Source organism: Seohaeicola zhoushanensis, assembly GCF_014656415.1.
Classification (GTDB): Bacteria; Pseudomonadota; Alphaproteobacteria; order Rhodobacterales; family Rhodobacteraceae; genus Seohaeicola_A; species Seohaeicola_A zhoushanensis.
On the sequence record NZ_BNCJ01000036.1, the window covers coordinates 16669 to 27649 of the forward strand.

14 protein-coding genes are annotated in these 10981 nt (G+C 67.3%); 6 read left to right on the top strand and 8 right to left on the bottom strand.

Annotation, left to right across the window (positions count from 1 at the left end; genetic code table 11):
- Positions 1-72 precede the first annotated feature (72 nt).
- Positions 73-822, top strand: a complete 750-nt coding sequence (locus tag IE266_RS25340; RefSeq protein ID WP_189682929.1) for an HpcH/HpaI aldolase family protein — start codon at positions 73-75, stop codon at positions 820-822.
- Between the two features lie 10 nt (positions 823-832).
- Here IE266_RS25340 and IE266_RS25345 read toward each other — a convergent pair whose 3' ends face one another.
- The 5 genes from IE266_RS25345 to IE266_RS25365 form a co-directional block, all read right to left on the bottom strand.
- Complete coding sequence (locus tag IE266_RS25345; protein ID WP_229864485.1) at positions 833-1348, bottom strand: VPLPA-CTERM sorting domain-containing protein; 516 nt, start codon at positions 1346-1348, stop codon at positions 833-835.
- Between the two features lie 102 nt (positions 1349-1450).
- A complete protein-coding gene (locus IE266_RS25350) occupies positions 1451-1909 on the bottom strand; it encodes an arsenate-mycothiol transferase ArsC (protein WP_189682931.1) in 459 nt (152 codons plus the stop codon).
- A gap of 1 nt (position 1910) precedes the next feature.
- Complete coding sequence (locus tag IE266_RS25355; protein ID WP_189682932.1) at positions 1911-2390, bottom strand: UPF0262 family protein; 480 nt, start codon at positions 2388-2390, stop codon at positions 1911-1913.
- An 84-nt stretch (positions 2391-2474) separates the two neighbouring features.
- The gene (hisD, locus tag IE266_RS25360) at positions 2475-3779 is read right to left on the bottom strand and encodes a histidinol dehydrogenase (protein WP_189682933.1); all 1305 of its coding nucleotides are present in this window, start codon (positions 3777-3779) and stop codon (positions 2475-2477) included.
- Between the two features lie 60 nt (positions 3780-3839).
- Positions 3840-4376, bottom strand: coding sequence for a GNAT family N-acetyltransferase (locus tag IE266_RS25365; protein ID WP_189682934.1), 537 nt, complete (start codon positions 4374-4376; stop codon positions 3840-3842).
- A gap of 295 nt (positions 4377-4671) precedes the next feature.
- Between IE266_RS25365 and rpmB the strand changes: the two genes are divergently transcribed.
- The 3 genes from rpmB (at position 4672) to IE266_RS25380 (ending at position 5875) form a co-directional block, all read left to right on the top strand.
- Positions 4672-4959: a 50S ribosomal protein L28 gene (gene rpmB / locus IE266_RS25370; RefSeq protein ID WP_189682935.1), complete on the top strand. Its 288-nt coding sequence runs from the start codon at positions 4672-4674 to the stop codon at positions 4957-4959.
- 88 nt (positions 4960-5047) lie between these two features.
- A complete protein-coding gene (locus IE266_RS25375; protein ID WP_229864487.1) occupies positions 5048-5395 on the top strand; it encodes a hypothetical protein in 348 nt (115 codons plus the stop codon).
- A gap of 42 nt (positions 5396-5437) precedes the next feature.
- Positions 5438-5875 (top strand): copper chaperone PCu(A)C, encoded by a 438-nt coding sequence (locus IE266_RS25380; protein ID WP_189682936.1) that lies wholly within the window; start codon positions 5438-5440, stop codon positions 5873-5875.
- A gap of 58 nt (positions 5876-5933) precedes the next feature.
- Here IE266_RS25380 and IE266_RS25385 read toward each other — a convergent pair whose 3' ends face one another.
- A complete protein-coding gene (locus tag IE266_RS25385; RefSeq protein ID WP_189682937.1) occupies positions 5934-6626 on the bottom strand; it encodes an NAD-dependent deacylase in 693 nt (230 codons plus the stop codon).
- Positions 6627-6715: 89 nt separating this feature from the next.
- On the opposite strand from IE266_RS25385, the gene IE266_RS25390 reads away from it, so the two are divergent.
- Positions 6716-7159, top strand: coding sequence for a low molecular weight protein-tyrosine-phosphatase (locus tag IE266_RS25390; protein ID WP_189682938.1), 444 nt, complete (start codon positions 6716-6718; stop codon positions 7157-7159).
- Positions 7160-7171: 12 nt separating this feature from the next.
- Here the strand turns inward: IE266_RS25390 and IE266_RS25395 are convergent, their stop codons facing one another.
- Both IE266_RS25395 and IE266_RS25400 read right to left on the bottom strand, forming a co-directional pair.
- The gene (locus IE266_RS25395) at positions 7172-8134 is read right to left on the bottom strand and encodes a LysR family transcriptional regulator (protein WP_189682939.1); all 963 of its coding nucleotides are present in this window, start codon (positions 8132-8134) and stop codon (positions 7172-7174) included.
- 48 nt (positions 8135-8182) lie between these two features.
- Positions 8183-8533, bottom strand: a complete 351-nt coding sequence (locus IE266_RS25400; RefSeq protein ID WP_189682940.1) for a hypothetical protein — start codon at positions 8531-8533, stop codon at positions 8183-8185.
- Positions 8534-8749: 216 nt separating this feature from the next.
- Between IE266_RS25400 and lepA the strand changes: the two genes are divergently transcribed.
- Positions 8750-10549 carry a translation elongation factor 4 gene (gene lepA, locus IE266_RS25405; protein WP_189682941.1) on the top strand — a complete coding sequence of 600 codons (1800 nt, stop codon included), beginning with the start codon at positions 8750-8752 and terminating at the stop codon, positions 10547-10549.
- Positions 10550-10981 lie beyond the last annotated feature (432 nt).

Genomic DNA, 10981 nt, shown 5'->3' on the forward strand with positions numbered 1-10981 from the left:
CGGTAGGGCGCTTTTCGCGCCGGTCCCTGGTTCCCCAAGTCTCCCTTTCCCATGCAGAAGGAAGCCCCCGGAATGCAGCTCAACCAGAAGATGACCACCCCCGGCGCGCGCCTGAGCGGCGTGCTCTGCACCATTCCCTCGCCCGTGGTGACCCAGGCGCTGGCGGCTTCGGGGATGGATTGCGTGATTGTCGATCTCGAACATGGCGCGGTGGATATCGGCACGGCGCACGCGATGATCGCGGCGACCCAGGGCACCGGCTGCGCGCCGCTGGCGCGGGTGACCTCGATCGACGAGACCCAGGTCAAGCGCATCCTCGACATGGGGGCCGAGGGCATCGTCTTTCCGCTGATCCGCACCGCCGCCGATGCCGGGCGCGCAGTGGCCTCGATGCGCTATCCGCCGGTCGGCACGCGCGGCTTCGGCCCCTTCATCGCCCAGTCGCGCTGGAACTCGACGCTGATGGAGTATCCGCGCCACCAGGAGGCGCTGGTCTGCATCCTGACCATCGAGACGCGCGAGGCGGTCGAGAATATCGACGCCATCTGCGCGGTGCCGGGCATCGACATGATTGTGCCGGCGCCCTTCGACCTGTCGACGGATCTCGGCGTGATGGGCCAGTTCGACCATCCCGACTTCATCGCCGCCATGAGCCGCGTCGAGGCGGCCAGCAAGGCCGCCGGCATCCCGCTGGGCAATGTCGCCCGCGCGAAGGGGCAGGCCGAGGCGCTGTTCGGGCGCGGCTATTCCTTCATCGCCGATTTCGACGTGCTCTGGCTGCGCGACCGCGCGGCGGAGTTCCGGGGCTGGTGCGCCGTGTGAGGCTGGCCGGTCAGGCCCTGGCCCCGCGGCGGCGCGCCAGAGCGCCGAGCCCCAGCAACCCGCCCATCAGGAGCAGGGCCGAGGCGGGCAGCGGCACGGCCGAGATCTCGGTGATGGTCAGGGTGTAGGGGCCGCTCCTATCCCCAATGTAAGATCCCAGCGAAAACGTTCCGGTCTGGAACGCGGGATCATTCACACTTCCCCCAAAGATTTGAGGGCCGAAGGTGTTAAACTTAAAACCGCCGCCTCCCTCGAACATGGCGAAACCCCCACCGGATTCACCATCGAAGAACTGCAGTATGGCAGTATTGACTGGCGTGTTGTTCGGGAACGTTCCGGACGCGGCAATCTTGAAATAATTGCCACCTATAGCGAGAAGATCGGATTGCGCCGGGTCGGAATCGAAGACGAAGCTGGCTGATGCCGCGCCGCTCAGGGTGAACTGGAGCGGCGCCGCTTCTGCCGCGACACCCGCCACGGCCAGCGCTGCCGCTGCGGCCAGGACCTTCAGATTGGATATGGTCACCTTCGAAACCCCCATGAATAACCCACGCCGAATTGAGTACAGAAATTAACCTTTGGGTCAAGGATGCAGGGTCCGGCCGGGATTTCCGGGCCTTCGGCGCGCTCAGCCGCCCTTCGGCTCTCCGAAGCGCGCCTTGAGCTTGTCGACGATCTGGTCGCGGGCCTGACGGTAGAGCGCCAGCTTGTCCTCGCGGGTGTTGCCGATGCCGGTCGGGTCGAGGATCGGCCAGTAGTCGAGTTCCAGGTGGAAGAAGCGGGTCAGCTCGCTGGCCCGCTCGCGGCTGGCGGGCGAGAGGGCGATGACCAGGTCGAAAGAGGACAGGTCCTCGCCCCAGCGTTCCATCTCGTCGAACGACCGCGAGCGGTGGCGCGCCAGTTCGACGCCGATCTCGTTGCAGGCGGCGATGGCGAAGCCGTCGATCTCGAGATCGTTGTGCACGCCCACCGACTGCACATAGGTCCCGGTTCCGTAGAACTTCTTCATGATCCCCTCGGCCATGGGCGAGCGGACGGCGTTGTGATCGCAGCAGAACAGTACAGACTGGGGAAGGGCCTGCGCCAAGTCAGCCACCGAAATGCAGCACGCAGATCAGGGTGAACAGCCGCCGGGCGGTGTCGGTATCGACCTCGACCTTGCCTTCCAGCCGCTCCTGCAGCACGCGGCTGCCTTCGTTGTGGATGCCGCGCCGGGCCATGTCGATGGTCTCGATCTGGCTGGGCGGCAGGGTCTTCACCGCGTCGTAGTAGCTCTTGCAGATCTGGAAGTAGTCCTTGACCACCTGCCGGAACGGCCCGAGCGAGAGGTGGAACTCGGCCGCCTTCTGGTCTTCCGGGGTCTCGACGTCGAAGACCAGCCGCTTGTCGCGGATCGACAGGTTCAGCTTGTAGGGGCCCTCGGGCACCAACCGGTCGTCGCGTTTGGGCAATACGAAGTGGTTCTGTTCCAGCAGGTCGAAGATGGCGACCTTGCGCTCCTGCTCGATCTCCGGCGTTGGCGGCGGGAGATTGGAATCATCGAGCGCGATCTCGCTGATATGGGACATGGCGAACTCCACGGCGGACCCTGTCACAAAACATACATGTGACGCTTAGCTCAGCTTGCCCCGCGCCGCAATGCGGCCTGTGCGTCAGCCCCGGTTCAGCCGTTCCAGCCGCGCCGTCACCGAGAGACCATGCGCCTGCAGGCTTTCCGAAGCCGCAAGCGCCTCGGCCGCCGGGCCGATGGCGCGCAGCGCCTCGGGGGTCATGCGGGCCATGGTGGTGCGCTTGAGGAAGTCCATCACCGACAGGCCCGAGGAGAACCGCGCCGAGCGGGCGGTCGGCAGCACGTGGTTCGGCCCGCCGACATAATCGCCGATCGCCTCGGGCGTCCATTGGCCGAGGAAGATCGCCCCGGCGTGGATGCATTGGGCCGCCAGCGCCTCGGGGTCGGCGACGCAGAGTTCGAGGTGTTCGGGCGCGATGCGGTTCGACAGTGTGGCGGCCTCGGCCAGGTCGCTGACCACGATCACCGCGCCATAGTCACGCCAGCTTGCCCCCGCGATGGCGCGGCGTTCGAGCGTTTCCAGCCGCTTGTCGACCGCCGCCGCCACCGCCTGCCCGAAGGCGGCGTCATCGGTGATGAGCAGCGACTGCGCGCTTTCGTCGTGTTCGGCCTGGCTCATCAGGTCGAGGGCGATCCAGTCGGGGTCGTTATCCTTGTCGGCGATCACCAGGATCTCCGACGGGCCGGCGATCATGTCGATACCGACCTTGCCGAAGACCCGCCGTTTGGCCGCCGCGACGAAGGCGTTGCCGGGGCCGGTGATCTTGTCGACCGGCTTCACCGTCTCGGTGCCATAGGCCAGCGCCGCCACCGCCTGCGCGCCGCCGATGCGGTAGATCTCGTCCACGCCCGCCAGCCGCGCGGCCAGCAGCACCAGCGGGTTGATGACCCCGCCCGGCGTCGGCACGCAGATCGCCAGCCGCTCGACGCCCGCCACCTTGGCGGGGATCGCGTTCATCAGCACCGAGGAGGGGTAGGAGGCCAGCCCGCCGGGCACATAGAGGCCGGCGGCCGAGATCGCGGTCCAGCGCCAGCCCAGCGTCGCGCCCTCCGGGTCGGTCCAGCGCGCATCCTCGGGCATCTGGCGGACGTGGTAGGCGCGGATGCGCTCCGCTGCCAGTTCCAGCGCCGCGCGTTCCTCGGGCGAGACGCGGTCGATGGCCGCGTCGACCTCGCCGGGCGGAATCGCCAGCGTCTCGGGCGTCAGCTCCATGCGGTCGAACTTCGCCGTCAGCTCGATCAGCGCCGCGTCGCCGCGTGCGCGCACGTCGGCGATGATGCCGGCGACCACGGCGTCGACATCGGGGCTGTCCTCGCGCTTGGCGTTGAGCAGCGCGGTGAAGGCGGTCTCGAAGCCGGCATCGGCAGTGTTCAGGAAGACGGGCATGGGCGGACCTCGTGAAACGTTGCCCCGTCCTAGCGGGGCGGGGGCGGCTTCACAAGGCGGTCACGCCGCCTCGCCGTCGAGCATTCGCACGTAGAACAGGTCGTCGACCGGGCCCTCGGGCATGATCACCGCGCGGGGGACGGTGCCGCAGCGGGCAAAGCCGTGGCGTTCGTAGAAGGCGATGGCGCGGGGGTTGTCGCCGGCGACGTAGAGCTCGACCTGCAATGCGCCCATTGCGCGGGCATGGTCCAGCAGGGCGTCGAGCAGCAGCCGGGCCGCGCCCGAGCCCTGCGCCTGGGGCGAGACGTAGAAGGGGCCGAGCTCGGCCCGGTGGCGGATGCGCGACAGGCCCATGCAGCGGATCGCGCCGATGCCGATGGCGCGGGCACCGTCGAAGACGCCGAAGCGCCCGCCGCGGGCCATTGCGGCCAGGTCGGTGTCCCGCTCTGCCGCCTCGGCCTCCTGCAGGGTGATGAGGAAGGCGCCGGGAAACAGCCGCAGCCCCTCGGTGCGCAGGCGGCGCCAGTCGTCGACGTCTTCGGGGCCGAGGGCGCGCACCGAGAGGCGGCCGGGGCCGTTGCCGGGGGAATCTGTCATCGAAGGATCTCCGCTGCTGGCGCCAGTTAGGCGCAGGCGGGCGCGCCGCTCAAGCGCGGCCTGCGCGGGCGCGCGATTTCCGGGGCGGGGGGTGCTTGATTCCCGCCCGGCGGGTTGCTAACCGGCCCGCAGGGAGCGGTTGCCCCGTTCGCCGGCCCCCTGACCGCCTTCTCCCCTTGACCCTTGCGGCGATTCCCCCTAAAGGCAGCGGACGAGTTTCCGGGCGCGGCCTCTGGCGGCGCCTGATCTATTGCACTGGGCCTGCCGGCCCGCAGAAGACCCAGAGGATGAACCCATGTCGCGCGTCTGCGAACTGACCGGAAAAGGCCCGATGTCGGGCAACAACGTGAGCCACGCCAACAACAAGACCCGGCGCCGGTTCCTTCCCAACCTCAACGACGTGTCGCTGGTCTCGGAGACCCTCGGCCGTGTCGTCAAGCTCAAGGTCTCGGCCGCCGCCCTGCGCAGCGTCGATCACCGTGGCGGCATCGACGCCTTCCTGGCCAAGGCCAAGGACGACGAGCTGTCGGCCCGCGCGCTGAAGCTGAAGAAAGAGATCGCCAAGGCCGGCGCAGCCGCCTGATCCGATCCTTCTGCGACAAGCTGTCAGCCCCGCCTCTGGCGGGGCTTTTGCGCTTTCGGCCGGGCGTTTCCCGGCCTATATCGCCGGTATGCGCCGCCTGCTGAACAGATTTGCGACGATTGCCCTCTGCCTGGTCATGATCCTGACCGCGCAGGCGACGGGCATGGTGCGCGCCCAGCCCGGTGCGCAGGGCTATGCGGTGATCTGCACCGGCTCGGGCCCGGTGATGGTCGAGCTCGACAGCAAGGGCGAGCCGGTCTCGCGCCACTATTGCCCGGACGGGGCGCTGGCGCTGCTGGCGGCGGTGGCCACGCCGATGGCGCTGCTGGAGCGGCCCGTGGGCGCCGTCCGCATTCTCACGATCCCCAAGGGCGTACATCTCGCCGCGCTGCGGCCCCAGCCCGCGCAGGCGCGCGGGCCTCCGGTTCAGGTTTGAATCCCCAAGATTTTCAGACCCAAACCAACGGAGCAAACGGATATGTCCCTGAAACAACTGACGCTGGCCGCGCTGGCCGGCATGACTTTCGCCTTTCCCGCCCTTGCCGAGGGCATCGAGGTCACCGGCGCCTATGCCCGCGCAGCCTCGCCTTCGGCCAAGGCCGGTGGGGTGTTCATGACCCTGAACAACACCGGCGCCGAGGATGACCGCCTGGTCGGCGCCGCCTCGGACGTGGCGATGAAGGTGGAACTGCACACCCACAAGAAGACCGGCGACGGCGTGATGCAGATGGTGGCGATCGAGGGGGGCATCGCGCTGCCCGCCGGAGCGAGCCACGATCTCGCCCGGGGTGGCGATCACGTGATGCTGATGGGCCTCAAGCGCAGCCTCGTGCAGGGCGACACGGTCACGCTGGTGCTGACCTTCGAACACGCCGGCGAGATGACCATCGAGGTTCCGGTCGACCTGACCCGCTGAGACGGCAGGCGCATCGCCCGGAGCTGTCGGGCGGTGCGCTTTTTAGCGGCGCATCATATTAGCGGCGCAGCATATCCTCGACCCAGGCGGGCACCACCTCGGTTGCCTTGCCGAAGCGGGTCTCGGCGAAATCCGAGACCACCGCCGAGGGTTCGAGGTTCAGCTCGACCGTATGCGCGCCTGCCTCCGCCGCCTCCATCACGAAGGCCGCCGCCGGGTAGACCTGCCCCGAGGTGCCGATCGAGGCGAAGACCGTGGCCTCGGCCAGATGGGTGTATATCTCGTCCATGCGGTAGGGCATCTCGCCGAACCACACGACATCCGGGCGCGCGGTGGGGCCGCCGCACTGCGGGCAGCGCTCGCCAACCACCATCACCTCGGGCGCGTCCCACCGGTTGCCGCAAAGCGCGCAGAGCGCGCGGGCGAGTTCGCCGTGCATGTGGATCACCCCGGTGGCGCCGCCCTTCTCGTGCAGGGCGTCGACGTTCTGGGTGACGATCACCACCTCGCCCGGCCATTCGCGCTGCAGCCGCGCCAGCGCTTCGTGCGCGGCGTTGGGCAGGGCGCGGGCGGCGGCGGCGCGGCGCTTGTTGTAGAAGTCGTGCACGAGCGCGGGGTCGCGCGCAAAGCCCTCGGGTGTGGCCACGTCCTCAATCCGCATCTGCGCCCAGAGCCCGCCCTCGTCGCGGAAGGTGCCCATGCCGCTTTCGGCCGAGATGCCGGCGCCCGTGAGGATCACGATCTTGGTCATGCGCGGGCTGCGCTGCGTGAAGGGCTGGTCATCTGCGTTCCCGGTCAGCTAGGTATGTGTGGCCACTTCCTAGCGCGGAGCCTCGCCCGATGCCCAGAAGAATTCTCGCCGTCTGCCTTGGCAATATCTGCCGCTCGCCCGCCGCCGAGGCGGTGCTGCGCGCGCTCCTGCCCGGCGACCAGATCGACAGCGCCGGCACCTCGGACTGGCACATCGGCGACCAGCCGCATCCGCCGATGATCCGCGCCGCCGCCGCGCGGGGCTATGACCTCACCCAGCTGCGCGCGCGCCAGTTCGTTGCCGCCGACTTCTCGGCCTTCGACCTGATCCTGGCGATGGACGGCAAGAACCTCGCCGATATCGAGGCGCTGCGCCCGGAGGGCAATGTGACCCCGGTGCACCTGTTCACCGATTACGCGCCCGAAACCGGAGCCGACCATGTGCCCGATCCCTATTACACCGGCGACTACGACGGCGCGCTCGACCTGATCGAGGTCGCCGCGCGGGGGCTTGCACGGGCGGCGGCAGATTAAGGAAACCGGAAGTCAGCCCTCGATCACCTTGAGCTGCCCGCCAAGCCATGGCAGTCGCGCCACGGCGGGGTCGATCATCTGGCTGCGTACCAGGCGCCGCACCGTCTGTGCCACGTCACGGGGCACGGTATCGGCCCAGTCGGCCCCGGCGAAGAGCGAGATCGTCCGGGCAAATTCGGGAAACGGCAGCGGGTGCGCCTCGAGGTCGTCGTGAAAGCGGATCGCCCGCATGTAGCCCAGCGGCGTGGTGATCGCCCAGCCGATCCGCCGCGCCACCATGGCCATCAGCGCCAGGTGGCTGCCGATCTGGAAGCGGTCGTCGAACTCGACCTGCTGGCGGGCGAGGTGCCCCTCGATCTGCTGGCTGATCAGCTGCTCGCGGCTGTAGCGCAGGAAGGGCAGGGGGCGCAGTGCCTCGAGGATGTCGCCCGTGCCGATGGTGCCGCGCGGGGCCACCAGGATGAAGGGATCCTGCACCAGCGGGTATTCTATCACCCCGCCGCGCAGCTTGCCGGTGCTGGCCGCGATGGCGATATGCAGGCTGCGCGCCTCCATTGCGTCGCTGATCTCGTGGCTTGGGGCGGTGATGAGCTTGAAGCGGCAGCGCGTCATGCTCTCGGCCAGGATGGTCACCAGGCGCGGCGTCAGGTCATTGTCGAAATCGTCGATCAGCCCGATCGAGAGCTGGCTGAGGTGCGTCAGGTCCACCACCGAAAGCTCGCTCTGCGCCAGCCGCAGTTCGGCCAGCGCCGCCTCGGTGCGGGCCAGGAAGCTGCGGCCCGCAGGGGTCACCACCATCGGGCGGCGCGAATGGTCGACCAGCTCGGCCCCGAGCGCGGCTTCGAGGTTCTTCAGCTGCTGGCTCACCGCCGGCTGGCTCAGTCCCGTCATCTCTGCCGCCTGCGCCACCGACCCGGTGCTTGCCAGCGCGGCGAACACCTCCAGCCCGCGCAGGGTCACGCCTTTCAGCAGCATCGCCCGCTCCGGTAGTTTTGTCTTTTGTGAAACTGTGGTGGCCGGCGGTCAAGCCGCCTTGCAGACCTTCTCGGCCTCGTCGCCGAAGGCTTTCCACCGTTCCCAGAAGGCCGAATGCGACGAACTGGAGGACTGGCGGATTTCCTGCGCCCGGTGCGGGTTCGAGAAAAAGCTGGCGCCCAGCTTCTGGTCGCTGGACGAAAGCCGCGCGTCGGCCACCGCCTGGGCGCAACCGCAGGTCTGGCGGGTCGCACCCTTGCGCCCGGCCTGCAGGCAGGCGGTGAGAATCGGCCCGCTGGAGGCCACGACATGGCTCGATCCGCTGTGCGACCGGTGCGAACGCCCTCCGCAGGCCGCAACCAGTGTCAGCACCAGTGCTGCAATGACGATCCGCTTCACCTGTTCCCGCCTTCTTCCTGTCCGGTCTCCGGCGCTGCCGGGCCGGGCGTTTCATGCCTGCGGCGATACATGCCCCAGATGGCCCGTGACTTCAATCCGGGCGGCGCGGCGCAAACGGCGTTGTGGGGGGCGGGCGGCCGCGCCGCATGATCCATTGCAGTCTGGCGCCGCTTCCCATATTCACCCCTAAATTCATCCCGAGAACAGCCCGCCATCATGACCGATCTCGCCCATATCCGGAACTTCTCGATCGTCGCCCATATCGACCATGGGAAGTCGACCCTTGCCGACCGCCTGATCCAGGAGACCGGCACCGTTGCCGGCCGCGACATGAAGGAGCAGTTGCTCGACGCGATGGATATCGAGCGCGAGCGCGGCATCACCATCAAGGCCAACACGGTTCGCATCGACTATACCGCCGACAACGGCGAGAAATACGTGCTGAACCTGATCGACACCCCCGGCCACGTCGACTTTGCCTATGAGGTCTCGCGGTCGATGCGCGCGGTCGAAGGCTCGCTGCTGGTGGTGGACTCGACGCAAGGGGTCGAGGCGCAGACACTGGCCAACGTCTACCAGGCGATCGACGCCAATCACGAGATCGTGCCGATCCTCAACAAGATCGACCTGCCCGCCTCGGAACCCGAGCGCGTGAAGGAGCAGATCGAGGACGTCATCGGCATCGACGCCTCGGGCGCGATCCTGGTGTCGGCCAAGACCGGCGTGGGCATCCACGAGACGCTCGAAGCCATCGTCCACCACCTGCCGGCGCCAAAGGGCGACCGCGATGCGCCGCTCAAGGCGATGCTGGTGGACAGCTGGTACGACAGCTATCTCGGCGTGATCGTGCTGGTGCGCATCATGGACGGCGTCCTGCGGAAGGGCGACCGGGTCAAGATGATGTCGAACGGCACCATCCATCATGTCGACCGCATCGGCGTCTTCCGCCCGGCCATGGCCGATATCGGCGAGCTTGGCCCCGGCGAGATCGGCTTCCTCACCGCCTCGATCAAGCAGGTGCGCGACACCCGCGTCGGCGACACCATCACCCACGAGAGGAAGGGCGCCGACAAGGCGCTGCCCGGCTTCAAGCCCTCGATCCCCGTGGTCTTCTGCGGCCTCTTCCCGGTCGATGCCAACGACTTCGAGGACCTGCGCGATTCGATCGAGAAGCTGGCGCTGAACGACGCCTCCTTCTCCTACGAGATGGAGACCTCGGCGGCGCTGGGCTTCGGCTTCCGCTGCGGCTTCCTCGGCCTCCTGCACCTCGAGGTGGTCCGCGACCGCCTGGAGCGCGAGTTCGACATCGACCTCATCACCACCGCGCCCTCGGTGGTCTACCACGTCTACATGCGCGACGGCACGATGCGCGAACTGCACAACCCCGCCGACATGCCGGACATGACCCATGTCGACCACCTGGAAGAGCCGCGCATCAAGGCGACCATCCTGGTGCCCGACGAATACCTGGGCGACGTGCTGAAGCTCTGCCAGGACCGCCGCGGCATCCAGGAAGACCTGACCTATGCCGGTTCCCGCGCCATGGTGGTCTATGACCTGCCGCTGAACGAGGTGGTCTTCGACTTCTACGACCGGCTGAAGTCGGTCACCAAGGGCTATGCCAGCTTCGACTACCAGCTGACCGGCTACCGCGAGGACAACCTCGTCAAGATGTCGATCCTGGTGAACGACGAGCCGGTCGACGCGCTGAGCATGATGGTCCACCGCGACCGCGCCGAGATGCGCGGCCGGGCGATGGTCGAGAAACTCAAGGACCTGATCCCGCGCCACATGTTCAAGATCCCGATCCAGGCCGCCATCGGCGGCAAGGTGATCGCCCGCGAGACGCTGAGCGCCCTGCGCAAGGACGTGACCGCCAAGTGCTATGGCGGCGACGCGACGCGGAAGCGCAAGCTGCTGGACAAGCAGAAGGCGGGCAAGAAGAAGATGCGGCAGTTCGGCAAGGTCGAGATCCCGCAGGAAGCGTTTATTTCCGCCCTCAAGATGGACAGCTGAAGGCTGTCCATCTTGAGGCTGGCGGGCGGAAGCGGGTTGCAAGGCAACCTGCGTGCCCCCACGGCGGGGTAGGGAGTAGGGCGGGGTTCACGCTAGCAATCTTCTCCAACCTCACCATACTAGACTTCTTGACAGGCTCTCTAGACGGGGCACAGATTCAATGTGTCGTGCAAAATTTTCGCAAGCCGGCCTTCGGTTTCTGCTTCGGTGGCTAAGCTTAGTGGTTTTAGAAGCTCTTCGATGAGGTGACCACTATCTGTTGGAAGGAAGCACTTCAACGATGAAGCGCCGACGGCCCAACGTCTCCAACACAACGAATATGAACTGGTGTTCGTAGACTCTCTTCCCATTAAACCAAGCGCGTCTTGCGCCGTTTGAATAGCCCCGCGTTTCTTAGACGCCTTCGTGTCTCAGTTTCTGCTGCCGCTCGAA